This is a genomic window from Pseudomonas sp. Yb2C2, assembly GCF_052112325.1.
Taxonomy (GTDB): Bacteria; Pseudomonadota; Gammaproteobacteria; order Pseudomonadales; family Pseudomonadaceae; genus Aquipseudomonas; species Aquipseudomonas marginalis.
In genome coordinates this window covers 88,489-106,488 of the sequence record NZ_JAVAJK010000008.1, presented here as the reverse complement: position 1 = coordinate 106,488, position 18,000 = coordinate 88,489, and the positions used below count along the sequence as shown (strand labels likewise).

Sequence of the window (18,000 nt, the reverse complement as noted above, 5' to 3'; positions counted from 1 at the left end):
TTTGCCTTAAGAAAATTGTTCTTGTGACTGATAACCTGTCTCAGAACCGGGTGAGGCTTTTCCAGTCTTATCTATGAGGCCGGACCTTCCAGGCCCTTATCCGCAGTGAGGAATAGCATGAAGCGCATCTGGCGTATGGCAGGTGTAGGTTTGCTGATAGTCACCGTCGGCACGCAAGTGATGGCCGACGAGCCGCGCCCTGAGGGGGGCGGCCAGCATGAAAGAGGGCCGGAGGGTAACGAACAGCCGCGCCCGCAGAATAACCAGCCGCGTCCACAGAACAATCAACCCCGGCCGGAAAACAATCAGCCCCGTCCACAGAACCCGCATTTTGATCGTGCCGAGCAACCGCCCCACGGCGGGCAATGGCAAGGTCGCCCGCCAGGTGCCGAACAGCCTCGGCCAGCCCCGCAGCCTGCGAATAACCTGCCGATCCAGAGTCGCCCCGATACCGTGCGCCAGACCCAGGAGCCGCGTCAGGGTTACTACCGTGACATTCCTCGACGCAACGACGACAACCGCAATTGGGAGGCCGGCGGCCCAGGTTCGCGGCCGGGCTACAACGGGCATCCCAACGATAACCGCTGGCCAGGTCGCCCCGATGGCCATGGCAACGGCTGGGGCCCTGGCCCGCAATATCGTCCCGGTTATACCGTCGACCGCTTCCCCGACCGCAATTACCGCGTGCCGTACCGTGGCCAGGATTACTTCTTCTCCGGCGGCTACTGGTACCGCCCCCAAGGCCCGCGCTATGTGGTCGTGGCGCCGCCGTATGGCATCCGCGTGCATTACTTGCCCGACTACGCGCGTGAAGTGTGGGTGGGTGGTTCGCTGCTGTTCCTGGCCGCCGGCGCCTACTACGCCTACGAACAAAGCACCCAGCAATACGTAGTGGTACAACCGCCGACGCAAGTGCTGGCACCGCAGCCAGCACCCCAAGGCAATGGTTATGATGTGGTGGCCTATCCCGCCAACGGGCAGTCACCGGCGCAAGTGCAGCAGGACGGCTACGACTGTTATCGCTGGGCAGTGCAACAAAGCGGCTTCGACCCGCAGGCCGTCACCTACGCGCCTGACCCGGCGGTGGTGCAAACCTACCGCCAGGCCCAGGGCAACTGCCTGAGCAGTCGCGGGTATCAGGTGCAATAGGGGCAGCTGCAAGCTTCAAGCTTCAAGCTTGCGGCTTATAGCTTGCAGCTTGTACCTGATCCGCAGGATCCGCATGCACCAGCACTTCGGCGCGCGGGTAGGCTGCGTGAATGGCATCGGCGGCCTGGTCGCTGATGCCGTGGGCCACTGACAGCGTCAGCTCCCCCGGTAGTTCCAGGTGCAACTGCACGAACCAGTGGTTGCCGGAGATGCGCGTGCGCAGGTCATGGGCACCCAACACCCCCGGTACGCTTCGCGCCAGTTCCAGCATGTGCTGGCTGACGTCCGGCGGCAGTTCCTCGTCCATCAACACCGCAAAGCTTTCCCTGGCGATCTGGATTGCGCTCCACAAAATGTAGGCGGCGATGCCCAGGCCGAACCAGGCGTCGACTTGATGAAAGCCTATGCCCGCCAGCACCAGCGCCACCAGGATGCTGCCGTTGAGCAGCAGGTCCGAGCGGTAGTGCAACGAGTCCGCTCGCACGGCATTGGAGCCGGTTTCGCGCACAACCCGGTGTTGCAGCATCAGCAGCGCCACGGTCAGTACCAGGGAAAACACGATCACCCCAATGCTCAGCCACGGCGCGCCAACCGGTTCCGGATGCTGCAGGCGCTCGTAGGCCTGCAAGGCGATCAACACCGCACTGCCACCAATGAACAACGCCTGGGCCATGCCCGCCAGCGACTCCGCCTTGCCATGGCCGTAACGGTGATCGTCATCGGCCGGGCGCAGGGCGTAATGCACGGCCAGCAGGTTCAGCAGCGAGGTCACGCCATCGAGCAGTGAGTCGGTCAACCCGGCGAGCATGCTCACCGAGCCGCTGAGCCACCAGGCAATCGCCTTGGTGACGATCAACGCACAGGCCACGCCCACCGAGGCGCGGGTGGCCAGGCGTAATAGCCGGGCGTGTTCGGGACTGCTGGTCATAAACGATCCTTAGGCGGCGGGTTGCAGGCCCAGGAGCGCAAGTTGTTGCACGCTGCCCTTGAACTGGATCATGCGTGGATCGTCCAGCGGCAGGGTGCGACCGGTTTCCTTCTGGATGATGCTTTGCAGCTTGGCGTTGTCGACCTTGCCGTCGGCGCCGATGGCTTCGTGGAGTTTTTCCGGGTCAACCTGGGCAGTCTTGCCGGGTTCGAAATAGATCGCGCCCGTGGCGAAGTCGACGCCGAATGCGATCAGGCCAGGGATCACGTAGAACAACAGGCCCACGGCATCGAGCACGGCAATGGTCGGGTCGATCTTGCCATCGATCTGGCCACGGCGGTCGGGGTAGAAAATCGACCCGCAGGCGGTGAGTTGGCTCAGCAGGGTGACGGCGAGGACACCGCCGATGACACGGGAAGCGATACGCATGGAAAATCTCCTGTAAGAGCGAGCTTGCTCGCAAAAGAGGCTAAAAATAACGCTTGGGCTTGAATGTGCGTGGTGCTCTTGGACTTATGCCGTCGGCATCAACATCTGATACTTGGAACGCCGTAAACAATCTGAAACGTCACAAATAATTATATGCAGTAGCAATCTACTGCTTGCTTGGTATGCAGGCCGTGACATATATTGCTGCAACATTACAGAAGAGCTCTACAGCGTTGACCTTATGAAGCTTACCAAAATTCGCACCGCAGTGGTTTTTAGAAGCAACCCACCTCAGGAAAATCCAGACGGCAATGTGCGTGCGGTAGCGATCAGAGACCTGGTATCAAGCAAGCCACTGCATTGGCATGAACTCCCTCGCGTGTGGCTGGATGAAAAATATCTGTCCCATTGCCTGCGTCCAGGCGACGTTGTCCTGCCCTCACGCGGAGACTATTACAAAGCCTGGTTTTTTGAGGGCGCTGAAGAGCCTGTGTTTCCAATGGGGCAGTTGAACGTAATTACCCCCGAAGCCAACTTGAATGGTCGTTTCCTTGCCTGGTATCTCAATCAGCCCGCAACGCAGGTAAAGATAAGTGTGATGTTGACGGGTACCAGCATTAAGGCACTCACCAAATCGGCCCTGCTTTCCTTGGAAATCGAAGTTCCGGCGATGGACAGGCAAAAGCAAATTGCTGAAATGGACGAGACCACGGAAAAGATGGCCGCTATCAGGCACCGTTTGAGCGAGCTTGATCGATTGGAAACGACATTTCTCACTAACCTCATTTTGCGAGAGGGGGTTCGCCATGCTTGATCAAGACAGGAAAGGTGAAATTGACGAGGCTGTTTTGCGAAGTGCCGATGTCTTTCGCGGGTACGGTGATCCGATTGAAAGCGTCAGCTTCACCATGGCGCTGCTCTTGCTCAAGTACTTGTCCGATGTGCTTCTTGACGAGCCTCGCAAAGAACATAAAGCGATGGAGGACGCGCGCTTTATTGTGCCTGAGAAAGCGGACTTCTATCGATTACTGAGCAATGCTCGCGAGCCGGGAAATGGCAATCGTCTGAACCAGGCTCTTGCTGCATTGCAGAGTGCTAATTACGAATTGAAAGATGCCTTTCTGGGCATAGATTTCGACTCCATCGTACTGGGTAATGAGACGCCAAAAGACCGTGCCCTGGGTAGCCTGCTTCACGCATTAAATTGTGACGCGCTGGATTTTCGCCCTGTTCGAGATGGCGCGAAAGAGGCTGCAGCTTGGGCGTGTGACGCGGTTTTGACGCATGCCTCAAGCAACAGTGGTAAGCGAGGTGGTGAGTTTTTCACGACGCCGCAGATTTCCAGGTTGATGGCTCGTTTGATGCGGCCCGTAGGGGGTGAACGCATAAGTGATCCGTTTTGTGGCGTGGCTTCCACACTGATTGCCTGCAACGAATATGCTCTGAAATCGCCTTGCACGTGGGGGTGTTCACTCTATGGGCAAGAAGCTAACGGCAGTACTTTATCGTTGGCGCGGATGAGTATGATCCTTCACGGTGAAACCCATTTTCGGCTGGAGTGGGGAGATACGCTACGCAATCCAAAGTTGGTGGAGGCGAACGGCGATCTGATTAAGTTTCAGGTGGTGGTCTCTCATCCTCCCTTTTCCGTTCGGGACTGGGGCCATGAAGATGCTGAGAGAGATGGATATCGGCGTTTTTGGCGAGGTGTTCCTCCGCGCACTTCGGGTGACTACGCGTACATAAGCCACATGGTTGAAACGCTCGCATCTGAAGTTGGGCGCATGGCTGTGCTCGTGCCTCTGGGGGTGCTTTTCAGAGGCGCCGCAGAGCTGCAAATCAGAAAGCAATTTATCGAAGAGAATTTGGTTGATGCAGTGATTGGTCTGCCGGCCAAAATGCTGTCGTACACATCAATCCCGTTGGCAATTCTGATTCTGCGTAAGAACAAGTCGGGTGATGATGTGCTCTTTATAGATGCCAGTCGTGATTTCCAGCCAGGAAAGATTTGGAACTCGCTGCGCGATGCTGATCTGGATCGAATTGAGCAGACTTACGATAACCGCCAAAGTGTAGAGCGTTATGCAACGCTGGTTTCACGCACGGAAATTGAAGCGAATGATTACAACCTCAATGTGGCCCGCTATGTCGAGATAGCCGAGGATGAAGAGCAAATTGATTTAGCGATCTTGCGGGCGGAGCGTGCTCAACTCAAAACAGAACTTGAAACACTTGAGGCGAGGTTGACACAGCTTCGTGAGTGGGTCGGTCATGTCTGATCATTAACGGATCGGTGAAAATCATCAGAAACAAAAAAGCCCACCGAAGGGTGGGCCTTTTTTTGAATCACTTTCGTACGTCCGTGGGGGGAGGCTTTCGCCAACAAGTCCCTCGGCTAGTGAGTCGACTATAGGGAAGTACTGGGATGTCGTCAATGTCATTGTCATCGACAGCTACGTGCGCCGTCCAGCCAGAGATGGCTGCGGCGGCGCAGATTGCGGGCTTGGAGCCTATTCTCTTTATGGGAGCTTTACCCGAGATGCGCCACCTTCAAGCCTTGCGAGCGTCTCTTTCAGAGGCAAGAATTGCGACGTATGAGTCGGCCACTGTGGGTGCGGGTTTGCCAATAGAGCGTGCAGTAGAGCTTTATGCATGGAATGCGCAAGTATCCGGTGTCTTTCTGATCCCCTTACATATCTGCGAAGTGGTTGTACGAAATGCTGTCTCCGAGGCGCTGATTCTTAGATACGGGTCTGAATGGCCGTGGAGTGTTGGCCTGTTGCGCAGCCTTCCTACTGGCGCAGGGGCGAGATACGACGCGAAGATGGACCTGGGTCGAACCCGTGAAAAGCACCGAACAACGGGTGGCGTTGTTACAGAGCTCAAAAATGTATTTTGGGAAAAACAATTCACCAAGCGAAATGATCAGCGGCTATGGGAGCCCTATCTTTTCCAATTGTTTCCCAACCTTGATCCCAGTGGATCAGTGAAACTCCATCGACAGCGAATTGCTTGCGACTTGGAGACGATACGCCACCTGCGAAATCGAATTGCCCATCACGAGCCTATTTTCAATCGCAATCTCCACAGCGATTTACAGAAAATTTGTGAGCTGGTCGAGTTCCGTTGTTCTGATACGGCATCCATGATGCTCCGGGCTCAGCGTGTAATGGAGGTTCTGAAAGCGCGACCGTTTTGAGTCGTGCATTAGAAAGGGCATTGTTATCATTCCCGACCTATTCGGGAGCCAGTATGAATTCGTTGCCCATTGATGATGTTTTACCCGCCCTGCGTGACGCCTTGGCGAATCGCCATGAAGCCGTGCTGGAAGCGCCGCCCGGCGCCGGTAAAACCACCCGCGTGCCCTTGGCCTTGTTGAATGAGTCTTGGCTGGCGGGGCAGACCATCCTGATGCTCGAACCCCGGCGCCTGGCCGCCCGTGCCGCCGCGGAACGCCTGGCCAGCGAACTGGGGGAGAAAGTCGGTGAAACCGTCGGCTATCGCATCCGTCTCGACAGCAAGGTCGGGCCCAACACGCGCATCGAAGTGGTCACCGAAGGCATCCTCACCCGTCGTTTGCAGGACGATCCGGCACTGGACGGTGTCGGTCTGCTGATCTTCGACGAATTCCACGAGCGCAGCCTCGACGCCGACCTGGCACTGGCCTTGAGCCTGAACGGCCGCGACCTGTTTCGCGACGAGCAACCGCTGAAAATCCTGCTGATGTCCGCCACCCTTGAAGGCGAGCGCCTGGCCAGCCTGCTGGACGATGCGCCGATCCTGCGCAGCGAGGGGCGCATGTTCCCGGTGCAGATGCGTTGGGGGCGGCCGTACCAGGCCGGTGAATTTATCGAGCCGCGCGTGGTGCAAACCATCCTCGAAGCCCTGCACGATGAAACCGGCAGCGTGCTGGTGTTCCTGCCGGGCCAGGCGGAAATTCGCCGGGTCAACCAGCAACTGGCCGACGCCCTGGGGAATAGCCCTGACGTGTTGCTTTGCCCGCTGCATGGCGAGCTGGACCTCAACGCCCAGCGCGCGGCCATCGATCCGGCACCGGCCGGTAAACGCAAAGTGGTGCTCGCCACCAACATCGCCGAGACCAGCCTGACCATCAACGGCGTGCGTGTGGTGATCGATGCCGGGTTGGCGCGGGTGCCGCGTTTCGACCCCGGCAGCGGCATGACCCGCCTCGACACCCAGCGCATCTCCCGCGCCAGCGCCACCCAGCGCGCGGGCCGGGCCGGGCGGTTGGAGCCGGGGGTGTGTTATCGGTTGTGGTCCGAAGACCAGCATGAAGGGCTGGCCGCGTATGGCAGTGCGGAAATCCTCGCCGCCGACCTCGCTGGCCTGGCCTTGCAGCTGGCGCGCTGGGGCGTCACGCCCCCACAGCTCGTGTGGCTCGATGTGCCACCCACCGCCGCCTATGCCCAGGCCCAGGATTTGCTGGTACGCCTCGGGGCCTTGAATGACGAAAAACTCACGGCACATGGCCAGAAGATGGCCGAGCTGCCGGCCCATCCACGCATCGCCCATTTGTTGCTGCGCGGGCAGGACCTGGGGCTGGCGGCCACGGCCTGTGATGTCGCGGCACTGTTGGGCGAGCGCGATATTTTGCGTGGTGGCGGCGCGGATTTGCACAGCCGCCTGGCGCTGATGTCCGGTGAAGAGCGTGCGCGCGGTACTCAAGGCGGCGTGCAACGCGCCAAGCAACTGGCGCGGCAATACCGTGGCCATTTGAGAGGCCAGGCGACCCGGCCGGTGGCCGACCCCGACCACCCGCGCTGGCTCGGCGCCTTGCTGGCGCTGGCCTACCCGGACCGTGTCGCCCAGCAACGTCGCCCCGGCGGTGCCGAATATCGCCTGGCCAATGGCCGCGCGGCATTATTCGCCGAGGCCGACAGCCTGATGAAACAACCTTGGCTGGTGATCGCCGACCTCGGCAGCCGCCAGGGCCAGCGTGAAGAGCGTATTTATCTGGCGGCGGACTTCGATCCGGCGCTGTTCGACACGGTGCTCGCGGAACAAGTGCGCAACGTCGATCAACTGGACTGGGACGAGCGCGAAGGCGTGCTGCGCGCCGAACGCCAGCGCAAAGTCGGTGAACTGGTGCTCAGCCGCGAACCGCTCACCGGCCTCGACGAAGCCGCGCGCAGCCAGGCGCTGGTCAACCTGGTGCGGCGCAAAGGCCTGGAGCTGCTGCCCTGGACCCCGGAACTGCGCCAATGGCAATCCCGCGTCCTGCTGTTGCGCCAGTTGGACGCCGGCAAAACCAGCGAATGGCCCGACGTCAGCGACAGCGCCCTGCTCGCCGGCCTGGAGCACTGGCTGATGCCCTACCTGGGCAAAGTCTCGCGCCTGAGTCACTTCGCCAACCTGGATATCTCCAGCTACCTGCACAACCTGCTGCCCTGGCCGCTGCCCCAGCGCCTGGACGAACTGGCACCGCAGCATGTGAAGGTGCCATCGGGTTCATCGGTGCGGTTGGACTACAGCGAACAGCCGCCGATCCTGGCGGTGCGCTTGCAGGAACTGTTCGGCCTGGCCGACACCCCGCGCATTGCCGGCGGGCGCCAAGTGGTGAAGTTGCACCTGCTGTCCCCGGCGCGGCGGCCGGTGCAGGTGACCCAGGATCTGGCGAACTTCTGGCGCAGTACCTACGCCGAAGTGAAGAAGGATCTGAAGGGCAGGTATCCCAAGCATTACTGGCCGGATGATCCGCTGATAGCCGAGCCGACCGCGCGGATCAAACCCCGAAAGTAAGCGTGGCAGAGATTCAAATGTGGGAGGGGGCAAGTCGAATCGTCGCACCGGCCCTCCCACATTAATCTTGTTGTGTGGGTTATTGCGCGGCGGGCAACAGGAACCGCGCAATCACCGGCAGATGGTTGGAAATACGCAACGTATCCTCCTGCCGCACCTTGGCCTCCACCCGCTTGATCCGCGGGCTGTAGAACAGGTAATCGACGGTGCGATCCGGGCCATCGATGCTCGGGTCATTGGGAAAGTACGTCAGCCATTTCTCACGATCAATCCCACTGGATTGGCTGTTGCTCGGGATCATCGGGTACTTGTCCCACAGTAAATGCAGCTCGCTGTCCGGCGAATACTGCCCGCGCTTACCCGCCTCCAAACGCAGGAACTGCCCCAGGGGCAGCAGGTTGAAATCGCCGCCGATCAGCCAGGGCGTGCCACGGCCTTCGAATTTATCCAACAGCTTGACCGTGCTGATGACCTGTTCCTGCACCGCACTGCGCCCCGGCGCGTCGCCATCCAGGCGGGTGTTGAGCACCGCCAGTTGGCCGCCATCGCTCAGCGGCAGGTAGGTCAGCAGCAAGGCCGGCTTGGGTTGGAACTGGCGGCTGATGATATTGGCCTCGGGCGCCGGCAATTGCAGGCGTTCGGCGTGTTCGATCTGGTAGCGGCTCAGGGTGGCCAGCTTGCGGCCGACGCTGCCGAAGATATGCCGGTCGGGCACGAAGTCGGCTTTCCAGTCGAAGGCCTGGGCACTGCACGGGTAGAGGTCGACCAGGCGCTCCTGCAAAAGCGCCAGTTGGTCCTGATAGTGGGAAGGCTTGGCGTTTTCGTCGAGTTCCTGCAACAGCAGGATGTCGGGTTGTTCATCGCGAACCACCCGCGCCACTTCGTCGAGGCTGGCGGCCATGTCCTCTACGGTGGGGCGGTCGTCCGGGCCGCTGCCGTCGGCAGTGTCGTACCAGAACACGTAGTTCTTGCCGGCCAGGTATTGCACGTTCCAGGTCATGACCTTGAGCGCCTGCCCGGGCAACAGGGTTGGCGCACGGGGCGCGACGCAGCTGACGGGCAGGGTCTCCTTGGCGGCGGGGCGCCAGGTCAGGCTGTAGATCAGGGCCGTCAGCAGGCTTGCGACGATCAGCAGGCCCAGCAGGGTGATGCGCAATAAACGGGTCATCGGCTCGGCTTATGGCGTTTCAGGAGTGGCGTGGAGCATATCACCGCGCGTCGGCATCGCCACCGATCAGCATGAATAAACGGAACAGCACCACGCTGGTGAACAGTTGCAGGAAGCTGTGGGCGCTGTCCATCAACAGCCCCAGCAACGGCGCGGGGTTGGGATAGGCCGCGACGCTGGCGCCCTTGAGCAGCCACAGGGGCGTCATGACACACAGCAGGCACACCAGGATTCGCCAGAAATGCCCACGGGTCAGGCGCAGACTTTCCTTCATCGCCTCCAGCGCCGGCATGCCGCGCAATACCAGCAGGTACTCGGCGAACGCCAACACCACCATCAGCCACAGGCCCGGCAGGAAATACAGCGACAGGCCTAGCAGAATCAGGAGGGTACTCATGGCGGTCAGCAGGGCGAAGCGCGGCCACAGGGTCAGGGCCATGGCCCAGATGTCCTTGGTGCGCGGCGACTCGCCACGGGTGCGGGCGTCGAGAAACAGGATCAAGGCACCGGTGTACAGCGGGTACACCAGCAAGCCCACCACCACGCTGTAGCCGGGGAACGCATCCGCGCCGAGCGTGTGGTCGAGCAGCTGTTGCAACAGGGCTTCGAGGATCACCAATGGCAGGCACAGTTGGACGATTGCGCCCAGGTTACCTCGGGTAAAACGGAAGGAGTCACGCAATACGTCTAACGGATTCATCGGGTTCATCGCAGGCCTGAAAGCAAGGGCAACACTTTAACCGATCATGGTCAGCGGTAAGCAAATGTAAACCTTGAGTAAAGACCATTGAAACAACTCGTAACACCCCCATAACGGTTAAGCACCTGGCCTGATCACAGGCAAGGCCACGATTTCTACCGGCAATCTAACGAGGTCGCCATGAACAGCGAAGAGCAAACCCTGATCGATGGACTGTTTTCACGGTTGCAGCAAGCCGAAACGGACTCAGCCCCCCGCGACGCCCAGGCCGAAGCGCGGATCAAGGAGCATATGACTCGCCAACCGGCCGCCGGGTACTACATGACCCAGTCGATCCTTGTTCAGGAACACGCGCTCAAGAGTCTCGACGCGCAGAACAAGCAACAGGCGCAGCAGATCCAGCAATTGCAGGATGAGTTGCAGCGGGCCAAGTCCGCACAAGCGGCCCCGGCGAGCGGCGGTGGTTTCCTGTCGAGCATCTTTGGCGGCGGTTCCCGTGATCCGCAACCGGCCCAGACCGCTCCGGCCTCTTCCGGCGGCGGCTGGCGTGAACCGGCGCGGCCGTCCTTTGGCCAGCCAGCGCCGCAACAGAACTATCAGCAGCCGCAGCAACCTACCGCCGCGCCCATTGGCAGCGGATTCCTCGGTGGCGCGATGAAAACCGCCGCGGGCGTGGCCGGTGGTGTGTTGCTGGCCGAAGGCATCAGCAGCCTGTTCAACCACAACTCGCAACAGCCGCAGGTGGTGGAAGAGATCATCCGTGAAGAGCCGGCGCCCGCCAGTGACAACGGCAACTGGGGCAACGACGACCAGAAGTTCGCCGGCAATGACAGCTGGGGCAGCGACAATGCCTCGGACAGCTTTGCCGACAGCGACTATTCCGACGATTCCTCTTCCTTCGGCGACGACGATTCCTTTGTCTGACCCTTCCGGCCCGGGGCGCTGAGCCGCCCCGGTCTGATTTTTCCCGGCAACCTTCTCGCGGCTGGCATACTGGCACCCTTTCCGGGCCCTGGCGCCTGGCTGTCATGGGGAAGTGCGGTGAAGAAAATTGCAGTGTTCGCCGATGTACAAAACCTCTACTACACCGTCCGCCAGGCCTATGGTTGCCATTTCAACTACGCCGCCCTGTGGGCTGATATCAGTTCGCGTGGGCAGATCGTCGAGGCCTATGCGTATGCCATCGACCGCGGTGACAGCAAGCAGCAGCAGTTCCAGCAGATCCTGCGCAACCTGGGGTTCACGGTAAAGCTCAAGCCGTATATCCAGCGCAGCGACGGTTCGGCCAAGGGTGACTGGGACGTGGGCATCACCATCGACATCATGGACGCCGCCGACCACGTCGACGAAATTGTGCTGGCCTCCGGTGACGGCGATTTCGACATGCTGCTCGACCGCATCATCCACAAGCACGGCGTCGAAGCCGTGGCCTACGGTGTACCGGGGCTGACGGCCAACTCATTGATACGTGCCGCCAGCCGCTACGTGCCGATCGAAGGCGCGTTGCTGCTCAAATAAGCACAGCGGCTTAATAAATAAAGGGTTAGACGGAGTTGGAACAGGTTTGGAACGTATAGCGGTCATCGACTTTGAAACCACCGGCATCACCCCGAGCAGCCACTGCCGGGCCACGGAAATCGCGGTGGTTATCCTCGAACGCGGCCAGATCGTGGACCGCTACCAGAGCCTGATGAACGCCGGTGTGCGCGTGCCCGGTTTTATCGAGCAACTCACCGGCATCAGCAACGCCATGCTGCGCAGCGCCCCGCCGGCCGAGCGGGTGATGAACGAAGTCAACGAATTCGTCGGCACCACGCCGCTGATGGCGCACAACGCCGCGTTCGACCAGAAGTTCTGGGATTTCGAACTGGGCTTGATCCGCCGCACCCGCCTGCAAAAATTCGCCTGCTCCCTGCTGCTGGCCCGCCGCCTGATGCCGGCTGCGCCCAACCACAAGCTCGGCACCCTCAACGCCTACGCGAAACTGCCCCACACCGGCCAGGCCCACCGCGCGCTGGCGGATGCGGAAATGGCCGCCAACCTCACGGCGCACCTGGCCCAGGAACTGCGCCGTACCCACGGCTTGCGCGAACTGTCCCACGACCTGCTGTGCACCTTGCAGAAAGTGCCGGCGGCGAAGATCAATGAGCATCTTAAGAAGCATCGCGGGTTCTGACAGAACAACGCCGTTCAAAAAAATGTGGGAGGGGGCTTGCTCCCGATGGCGGCGGGTCAGTCACACATAAGCTGACTGATCCACTGCTATCGGAAGCAAGCCCCTCCCACATTGGTTATCTGTCGTTCATCGAGGCTGCACACACTCCAACGCCCGATCCACCACCCCCTTCGCCATCTCCACCAAATGCATCGCCGCCCGCTGCTGCACATCCATCCCCTCACCCGACGCGTGCGCAGTGCCCACCGCGCAATGCAGCAAATCCGCCGCATGGGCGAGTGCATCCTCGAGGCTCAGGTTGTCATTCAGGATGAAGGGCGGGGCATCCGGGGCGCAGGCTTTGAGGTAGTAGTCGATGGCTCGGCGATTGAGCAGGGCGTCTTCGCTGAGGAAACTGGGTGGATCGGGGGTGACTTTGACCATGTTGTAAATCCTTCCGCTAGGTTTGAAGCTGCAACCGTTCGCTTGCACACGAATTAGGGTGGCAGCAGTACGCGGGTGTGCAAGACCGGGGCGGAAAACCCAGCAGGCCGAATGGCCTCCCGCGCACAACTGCCATAGCATGCCAATGCCTGAAAAGCTGGCATAGGACGGTAAGGCTTTTGCGCATTTTCCACTGATCGGACTTGCACGTCCGGTCATCGAACATTCGATGACTGGGCGAGACTAGCTACCTGATCCGACGGAAACAAGGCCGTGGGATTCTCTCGGAAACGTCCCGCAAATGAAAGGGACCGGTCTTGCTGGCCACTTAAAAGTCAGACCTTTGAGAGGGGTTATACAAATTCTCGGAGCAGTCAGTAGGTTGAGTCTTATCGCTCCGTCAGACCCTTCGGCACAGTCTTTTCCATTATTCACTCTGTCGAGTAAGAACATGTCTGATCGCCGTCGCGTACGGTAAGTGTGCAGCGTTACTCACCTCCTGCTGTAACTCCTGTATCCATTCCTCGTCTTCGGGAAATGCTTCGGCGATTTCAACAAAATAATCCATGGTCTGGAGGTAGCCGCTAAGTTCCGCGCGCCGAATTTCATTCAGCGCGCCGTCCAGACCGAGAATACGGATTGTCTCGCGTGCACGAAGATGATCGCGTGCGCTCAAGCCTGCCCGTGGTTCCACCGTTCCACCGGGTGTGAATACTAGAAAAGCATCGGGGTCTTCTATATCCGGTTTAATCAGAACGTCCGGTGGGTAGATTCCACATCGGTCTTTGGCCTTCCCGCAGGTGCCGGCGCGCTCGCATGAGCCGAACAGATTGTTCCAGTCATAAGTACCTTGCGGATACCGATCCCGTTGGCGGAAGTGCTCAATATGACGGTTTCCTGGGCTGATCGGTCCTTCACAGTAGGCGCACCGTGGACCTTGCATGAGCTCTAAAGATGCCCAAATACCGTCGCGTTCCTCTTGCGTTGGGCATGTGCGAGTCCATCTGTCTCGGCCGTGTCGGTAACGCTTCAGCCCCGAGGGAGGTTCATCCTGCCGACGTAGACGACGCATCTCAATACTCCCGGTTGCCGAGGTCGCGCGGAAGACGCTGCTTAATGACCTGCAATCGAATTTGCCGCTCACATTCGCGAATAACTGGATGGTCAGCGCCGAAATGAGACTCCAGCTTTGTTCTCAACGCGAGTCCGGCAGTCTGCTCGTGGAGATTTTGCTGAATCAGTGCCTGATAGTCAGAAACCCATGATGCCTCAGGCACATCAGGAACGGGGTCCACACCCATGATACGAGCGAGCAGGTCGGAACTGGCAACCCCTCGGGTCTGCCACTGTGGCTCGCTGACGCTGGTAATTCGACTAGAGGTCTCAGGATCGATTTCGGTACGCAAGATTCGGACGCTGTCCGAGGATACGGTGCTCAACACCTGAGGACTGTGGGTAGTAACGATAAGCTGCATGGCCGGAAATGCTTCGGTCAGGTTGAGCAGCACCACTTGCTGCCATTCCGGATGCAGATGCATGTCGACTTCGTCTATCAGCAACACGCCGGGAGTCTCTTGAGCTGCCTGTGCACCAAGGTGCCCGTTGAGCTTGGTCGCACGGAACGCGATATCGGCAACCATGCCAATCATGTTGCGAATGCCGTCGCTAAGCCACTCGACCGGCAACTCTCCAAATTGCTCATGGCGAGCGACCAATGCGTCACGAGTGAACGAATATTGAATGCCGCTCCAACCTGCTGGTTGGATACACGCATTCACCGCGCGACTAACTGACTGGATGTAGTCGTCGAATTCAGTTTTGGCAATGCTGGCCCCAGCTTCAAGAGCTTTGAGTTGGGCCTCCTTGGCATTCAGGCTCCAGTAGCGAAACCACTGCACAAACGATTTATAGCTAGAGGCCGGATCCAGGCAATCGGTATAGCCCACGGTTCTGGAGGTGCGTTGAATGTTCTTTGCGTCTGTCAGTTTCTTCTGCTGCCACAGTCGCCCCGTACCGTAGTACGCGATGAGTGGCAGAACAACTTCGGTGCCCGGAGTGCGCGCCGCTTCCTGCATGCGCTTGCCGTAGCTCACCAGCTCCTTGGCATCCTTGATCGAGGTCTTGGTCTTGGTCGTGCTTGATAAATGACGGCGCCAAATGGTCGATAGATCATCGGACAACTGATCCATCAAGCTTCCAGGAATGACCCCTGTCGCCTCGATCCGAGCCCCTTGGGGCGCGTATTCCATTTCGTTGGTTGTGGTTCGCCTGGCACGAAACTGGCGGATATCGCTGGGTTCAAGGTGTTTGCCTACCGCCTCATCGAACGCTCCCACGTAGGGGCCGAAGGCGACAGCGATGGCGTCCAGGATGGACGTCTTACCCGTACCGTTGGCCGCGACCAGCACGGTCAACTGCGGATGGAAGTCTATATCCATTGTTTCGAAGCAGCGGAAATCACGTAGCCGCAACCGCGAAAGCCGAAGCGAATTTATTCCGGCACTCGCCATATTTTTCTGCGTGCCCATGAGATCTCCAGACCGGCGCCTAAAGCCCTAGTCTACCTGTTGACCAACCCCCCAGCGTAGTTACTGGAGGAAATCCTGAATAGACTTTTTGATTCGGTAAAGTGCCAGTCTTCCCCTGAACATTCCAAATCCCAAGGGAGAGAACAAGCGGGTCCCTCGGCAGTGCGGCAACTGGCATCATCGGGGGCAAGCCCCCTCCGGTCACCGAACATTCGATGGCGGAGCGAGACTGGCTACCTGATCCGACGGAAACAAGGCCGTTGGATTCTCTAGGAAACGTCCTGCAACTGAAAAGGATCGGTTTTGCTGGCCATGAAACAACAGCTCTTTTTGGGGAGCTTTTAGCTGCTTTCTGAATAGCCAGTAGGCTTAGCCCTACTGGCTCGTCGGACCTTTCTGGATTTTCCCTTCTGCCGCCTATCGCCTTGCGCGGCCACCTAACATCCCGCCTGTCATTTACGTAAAAGGATTACGTCATGCAGGAAAGCGATCTTCACACAGCAATCATGCACAGCCAGTTTGAGCTCCAACGCAATGGAATTGATTTCGGCTCAACTTCAAGCATGGCGTTTCATTTGGGAAACACGATGACAAGTTGCCCGGCAGTCATGGTTTTACCTAATTCGCCAGGCTGGACCCATGGCGCCAGTTACCAGTTACTCAAGCCCGTTCATGCTGACTCCTCGGTGCCGAACACCACGTTTGACGAACTCTGGAAATGTACACAGCAACACTATGGCTTGACGGCCGCAACGGTTCTCACTGGCGCCGCGGGCATACCTATAAGCAAAATTGCCGTGGGCACTTGGGTTCATGTTGGCTCCAGCAAAACGACGAACCTGGCGAGTCTCATTGGAATGCGCTTTTTCCCTCGTACACTGATCAGGCAACCCACGGTGGCCAGAATGGCGAAAGCAACGTTTGGCACCGTCCGGGTATTTGGCATTATTGGACGGGGCATTCCTTTCGTTGCTGCGGGGTTGGCTGTCTTTGATCTAATCAGTATTGGTAAGTGCGCCTATGAGGCAAGAAATGGAAGGTAGCCCGACTAGAGCCGAGATCAGCGAAAAGGTGATTCAGCTATTCGTCGATATCATCGGTTTCATCGACCGAAGTCAGGTCACGGAGCAAACGGACTTCATCCATGACTTCAAGATTATTGATGATGATTTGACCTGCTTTGTCATGCAGATCAAGTGGCAATTCAACTTGCAAGCGACCCAGGAAGATTGGGATCACATCACCACCCTTGAGCAAGTGGTCGATTTGATTGTTCAACGCTCACAGCTGTGTTGAAGCAACTGACGTCATCGCGGGCAAGCCCTAATGCCAGTCAATTAAGGAGGAACACTGTAACTGTGGCGAGCGGGCTTGCCCCGCGTTGGGCTGCGCAGCAGCCCCAATAAGAGCACTGCAGTGTGCCAGACAGCTCCGGGGGCTATGTTTTGGGGCTGCTTCGCAGCCCCAGCGCGGGGCAAGCCCGCTCGCCACAGGTGACGAGTTGCCCGGACTGTATGCGGTCTAGTGTGGGAGCTGGCTTGCCTGCGATGGCGTCGGTAGGGTCTACCTGCAAGTCAGGGAATAAATGCCATCACTGAGGCTGGTGATCCCGAACCGCCTTCCAGTCCCAGTACACCTATCACTAACGTGGCGCCCTTGGCCGGAAGCCGGTCGAGGTGGGTCAGGCATTCCAGCACAATCCCATTTCCCGCCAACACGGCATGGTTTGTCGCGAAGGCGGTGCTTTGCCCTGGATCGACCCCGTGGGTATCAATGCCAACCCCGGCAATCTGGCGCTGTTCGAGTAAGAACCGAATCGCCGCTTCACCAATCCCAGGGAAATGTGTGCCTTGCGCGTCCTGCCTAAAAAACGCTATCGGGTCGTTCCAAAGGTGTTGCCAGCCGGTGTACATCAGCACCACCGAGCCAGGTTCGATAAGCCCGTGCTGACGCTCCCACGCTTCAATATCCAGTGGGCTGATTTCGTAATCTGGATTGCTCTGGGTTTTACCGTGCACATCGATCACTACGGCGGGCCGCACCAAGTCTTCGGGTCGATAACCATCAATGCCCATCCCGTCGGCATAAAAACTGTTCGGCGCATTCATGTGCGTGGCGCTGTGTTCACCCATGCTGAAACGCCGTAGGAAATAGCCGTCCTTATCCCGTGACGCGACGCCTTCAAACGCCACCGGCGGATCCCCCGGCCACAGCGGAATAAGCGGGGTGATCGGGTGACTTAGGCTCAAGACCTTGCTGTGCTTATCCACCATTTTTGCCCTCCAACTGCCCCAACGGCACCCGCCGCTCGATCGCGCTCGACAAAATGATCGAGGTCTTGCTGAACCCGAATTTCGCCAGCCGATTGATCAAGTTCTCCAACTCCGGCATCGAGCCCACCGCCGCTTGCATGATCACGCACGGATCGCCCGTCACCCGGTGGCACTCGGTCAGTTCCGGGATTTCGGCCAGTGCGTCATACACCTTCTGGCTGCCATGGTTGGTCAGCCTCAGCTCGATCACGCATTGAATCGGCAAGCCCACTTTCGAAAAATCCACCTTGGCCTGGTACCCGGTGATCACCCCGCTGGCTTCCAGCTTGGCCACGCGTTCGGCCACGGCGGGGGCGGAGAGGTTTACCGTGCGGGCCAGTTGCGCGTAGGAGGCGCGGCCGTCTTCGAGCAGGGCGCTGAGGAGCATGCGGTCGTATTTGTCCATCGGAAGGCTCCAGTTGCGCGT

Annotated in this window: 19 protein-coding genes; 10 read left to right on the top strand and 9 right to left on the bottom strand. The window is 59.0% G+C overall.

All coding sequences use genetic code 11. The features are described from left to right. Positions 1–117: 117 nt before the first annotated feature. Positions 118–1,149, top strand: a complete 1,032-nt coding sequence (locus Q8X51_RS13245; protein ID WP_065924985.1) for a DUF6515 family protein — start codon at positions 118–120, stop codon at positions 1,147–1,149. Positions 1,150–1,171: 22 nt separating this feature from the next. Here Q8X51_RS13245 and Q8X51_RS13240 read toward each other — a convergent pair whose 3' ends face one another. Together Q8X51_RS13240 and Q8X51_RS13235 are read right to left on the bottom strand one after the other, a co-directional pair. Continuing rightward, on the bottom strand, positions 1,172–2,077 hold the full coding sequence (locus Q8X51_RS13240; protein WP_065924986.1) for a cation diffusion facilitator family transporter: 906 nt from the start codon (positions 2,075–2,077) through the stop codon (positions 1,172–1,174). Between the two features lie 9 nt (positions 2,078–2,086). Further along, positions 2,087–2,506 carry a hypothetical protein gene (locus Q8X51_RS13235; RefSeq protein WP_027605268.1) on the bottom strand — a complete coding sequence of 140 codons (420 nt, stop codon included), beginning with the start codon at positions 2,504–2,506 and terminating at the stop codon, positions 2,087–2,089. Between the two features lie 241 nt (positions 2,507–2,747). On the opposite strand from Q8X51_RS13235, the gene Q8X51_RS13230 reads away from it, so the two are divergent. The 4 genes from Q8X51_RS13230 to hrpB all read left to right on the top strand — a co-directional run bounded on the left by Q8X51_RS13230 (position 2,748) and on the right by hrpB (position 8,266). Continuing rightward, complete coding sequence (locus Q8X51_RS13230; protein ID WP_407693831.1) at positions 2,748–3,320, top strand: restriction endonuclease subunit S; 573 nt, start codon at positions 2,748–2,750, stop codon at positions 3,318–3,320. After that, positions 3,313–4,785 carry an HsdM family class I SAM-dependent methyltransferase gene (locus tag Q8X51_RS13225; protein ID WP_065924988.1) on the top strand — a complete coding sequence of 491 codons (1,473 nt, stop codon included), beginning with the start codon at positions 3,313–3,315 and terminating at the stop codon, positions 4,783–4,785. Before Q8X51_RS13230 ends, Q8X51_RS13225 begins: the two co-directional genes overlap by 8 nt. 155 nt (positions 4,786–4,940) lie before the next feature. After that, the gene (locus tag Q8X51_RS13220) at positions 4,941–5,705 is read left to right on the top strand and encodes a hypothetical protein (protein WP_407693830.1); all 765 of its coding nucleotides are present in this window, start codon (positions 4,941–4,943) and stop codon (positions 5,703–5,705) included. A 53-nt stretch (positions 5,706–5,758) separates the two neighbouring features. After that, positions 5,759–8,266 carry an ATP-dependent helicase HrpB gene (gene hrpB / locus Q8X51_RS13215; RefSeq protein ID WP_407693829.1) on the top strand — a complete coding sequence of 836 codons (2,508 nt, stop codon included), beginning with the start codon at positions 5,759–5,761 and terminating at the stop codon, positions 8,264–8,266. A 79-nt stretch (positions 8,267–8,345) separates the two neighbouring features. Here the strand turns inward: hrpB and Q8X51_RS13210 are convergent, their stop codons facing one another. Continuing rightward, positions 8,346–9,434, bottom strand: a complete 1,089-nt coding sequence (locus Q8X51_RS13210; RefSeq protein ID WP_330215630.1) for an endonuclease/exonuclease/phosphatase family protein — start codon at positions 9,432–9,434, stop codon at positions 8,346–8,348. Between the two features lie 40 nt (positions 9,435–9,474). Beyond that, positions 9,475–10,134: a YciC family protein gene (locus Q8X51_RS13205; protein ID WP_065925008.1), complete on the bottom strand. Its 660-nt coding sequence runs from the start codon at positions 10,132–10,134 to the stop codon at positions 9,475–9,477. Between the two features lie 180 nt (positions 10,135–10,314). On the opposite strand from Q8X51_RS13205, the gene Q8X51_RS13200 reads away from it, so the two are divergent. The 3 genes from Q8X51_RS13200 to Q8X51_RS13190 all read left to right on the top strand — a co-directional run bounded on the left by Q8X51_RS13200 (position 10,315) and on the right by Q8X51_RS13190 (position 12,310). Beyond that, positions 10,315–11,058, top strand: coding sequence for a DUF2076 domain-containing protein (locus Q8X51_RS13200; protein ID WP_407693828.1), 744 nt, complete (start codon positions 10,315–10,317; stop codon positions 11,056–11,058). Positions 11,059–11,175: 117 nt separating this feature from the next. Beyond that, positions 11,176–11,652 carry an NYN domain-containing protein gene (locus tag Q8X51_RS13195; protein ID WP_024077544.1) on the top strand — a complete coding sequence of 159 codons (477 nt, stop codon included), beginning with the start codon at positions 11,176–11,178 and terminating at the stop codon, positions 11,650–11,652. Positions 11,653–11,698: 46 nt separating this feature from the next. Continuing rightward, the gene (locus Q8X51_RS13190) at positions 11,699–12,310 is read left to right on the top strand and encodes a 3'-5' exonuclease (RefSeq protein WP_065924992.1); all 612 of its coding nucleotides are present in this window, start codon (positions 11,699–11,701) and stop codon (positions 12,308–12,310) included. 126 nt (positions 12,311–12,436) lie between these two features. Here the strand turns inward: Q8X51_RS13190 and Q8X51_RS13185 are convergent, their stop codons facing one another. The 3 genes from Q8X51_RS13185 to Q8X51_RS13175 all read right to left on the bottom strand — a co-directional run bounded on the left by Q8X51_RS13185 (position 12,437) and on the right by Q8X51_RS13175 (position 15,261). Continuing rightward, positions 12,437–12,733, bottom strand: a complete 297-nt coding sequence (locus tag Q8X51_RS13185; RefSeq protein WP_407693827.1) for a DUF3077 domain-containing protein — start codon at positions 12,731–12,733, stop codon at positions 12,437–12,439. A 427-nt stretch (positions 12,734–13,160) separates the two neighbouring features. Then, the gene (ptuB, locus tag Q8X51_RS13180; RefSeq protein ID WP_253492157.1) at positions 13,161–13,805 is read right to left on the bottom strand and encodes a retron Ec78 anti-phage system effector HNH endonuclease PtuB; all 645 of its coding nucleotides are present in this window, start codon (positions 13,803–13,805) and stop codon (positions 13,161–13,163) included. A 1-nt stretch (position 13,806) separates the two neighbouring features. Continuing rightward, complete coding sequence (locus Q8X51_RS13175) at positions 13,807–15,261, bottom strand: AAA family ATPase (RefSeq protein ID WP_253492155.1); 1,455 nt, start codon at positions 15,259–15,261, stop codon at positions 13,807–13,809. A gap of 476 nt (positions 15,262–15,737) precedes the next feature. Between Q8X51_RS13175 and Q8X51_RS13170 the strand changes: the two genes are divergently transcribed. Together Q8X51_RS13170 and Q8X51_RS13165 are read left to right on the top strand one after the other, a co-directional pair. Beyond that, positions 15,738–16,304 carry a hypothetical protein gene (locus Q8X51_RS13170; RefSeq protein ID WP_407693826.1) on the top strand — a complete coding sequence of 189 codons (567 nt, stop codon included), beginning with the start codon at positions 15,738–15,740 and terminating at the stop codon, positions 16,302–16,304. Then, the gene (locus Q8X51_RS13165) at positions 16,294–16,557 is read left to right on the top strand and encodes an acyl carrier protein (RefSeq protein WP_053138035.1); all 264 of its coding nucleotides are present in this window, start codon (positions 16,294–16,296) and stop codon (positions 16,555–16,557) included. Before Q8X51_RS13170 ends, Q8X51_RS13165 begins: the two co-directional genes overlap by 11 nt. 278 nt (positions 16,558–16,835) lie before the next feature. On the opposite strand, the gene Q8X51_RS13160 is transcribed toward Q8X51_RS13165, so the two are convergent. Further along, positions 16,836–17,534: a cyclase family protein gene (locus Q8X51_RS13160; RefSeq protein WP_407693825.1), complete on the bottom strand. Its 699-nt coding sequence runs from the start codon at positions 17,532–17,534 to the stop codon at positions 16,836–16,838. Continuing rightward, positions 17,524–17,979, bottom strand: a complete 456-nt coding sequence (locus Q8X51_RS13155; protein ID WP_253492153.1) for an Lrp/AsnC family transcriptional regulator — start codon at positions 17,977–17,979, stop codon at positions 17,524–17,526. The genes Q8X51_RS13160 and Q8X51_RS13155 overlap by 11 nt, the downstream gene beginning before the upstream one ends. Between the last annotated feature and the right edge of the window lie 21 nt (positions 17,980–18,000).

What these genes read in the sequence shown, in the direction of transcription:
- Q8X51_RS13185 (WP_407693827.1), bottom strand. Translation starts at nt 12,733, where the DNA reads ATGGTCAAAGTCACCCCCGATCCACCCAGTTTCCTCAGCGAAGACGCC.
- Q8X51_RS13170 (WP_407693826.1), top strand. Translation starts at nt 15,738, where the DNA reads ATGCAGGAAAGCGATCTTCACACAGCAATCATGCACAGCCAGTTTGAG.
- Q8X51_RS13225 (WP_065924988.1), top strand. Translation starts at nt 3,313, where the DNA reads ATGCTTGATCAAGACAGGAAAGGTGAAATTGACGAGGCTGTTTTGCGA.
- Q8X51_RS13220 (WP_407693830.1), top strand. Translation starts at nt 4,941, where the DNA reads ATGTCATTGTCATCGACAGCTACGTGCGCCGTCCAGCCAGAGATGGCT.
- Q8X51_RS13235 (WP_027605268.1), bottom strand. Translation starts at nt 2,506, where the DNA reads ATGCGTATCGCTTCCCGTGTCATCGGCGGTGTCCTCGCCGTCACCCTG.
- Q8X51_RS13210 (WP_330215630.1), bottom strand. Translation starts at nt 9,434, where the DNA reads ATGACCCGTTTATTGCGCATCACCCTGCTGGGCCTGCTGATCGTCGCA.
- ptuB (WP_253492157.1), bottom strand. Translation starts at nt 13,805, where the DNA reads ATGCGTCGTCTACGTCGGCAGGATGAACCTCCCTCGGGGCTGAAGCGT.
- Q8X51_RS13245 (WP_065924985.1), top strand. Translation starts at nt 118, where the DNA reads ATGAAGCGCATCTGGCGTATGGCAGGTGTAGGTTTGCTGATAGTCACC.
- Q8X51_RS13160 (WP_407693825.1), bottom strand. Translation starts at nt 17,534, where the DNA reads ATGGTGGATAAGCACAGCAAGGTCTTGAGCCTAAGTCACCCGATCACC.
- Q8X51_RS13230 (WP_407693831.1), top strand. Translation starts at nt 2,748, where the DNA reads ATGAAGCTTACCAAAATTCGCACCGCAGTGGTTTTTAGAAGCAACCCA.
- Q8X51_RS13200 (WP_407693828.1), top strand. Translation starts at nt 10,315, where the DNA reads ATGAACAGCGAAGAGCAAACCCTGATCGATGGACTGTTTTCACGGTTG.
- Q8X51_RS13205 (WP_065925008.1), bottom strand. Translation starts at nt 10,134, where the DNA reads ATGAATCCGTTAGACGTATTGCGTGACTCCTTCCGTTTTACCCGAGGT.
- hrpB (WP_407693829.1), top strand. Translation starts at nt 5,759, where the DNA reads ATGAATTCGTTGCCCATTGATGATGTTTTACCCGCCCTGCGTGACGCC.
- Q8X51_RS13155 (WP_253492153.1), bottom strand. Translation starts at nt 17,979, where the DNA reads ATGGACAAATACGACCGCATGCTCCTCAGCGCCCTGCTCGAAGACGGC.
- Q8X51_RS13240 (WP_065924986.1), bottom strand. Translation starts at nt 2,077, where the DNA reads ATGACCAGCAGTCCCGAACACGCCCGGCTATTACGCCTGGCCACCCGC.
- Q8X51_RS13175 (WP_253492155.1), bottom strand. Translation starts at nt 15,261, where the DNA reads ATGGGCACGCAGAAAAATATGGCGAGTGCCGGAATAAATTCGCTTCGG.
- Q8X51_RS13165 (WP_053138035.1), top strand. Translation starts at nt 16,294, where the DNA reads ATGGAAGGTAGCCCGACTAGAGCCGAGATCAGCGAAAAGGTGATTCAG.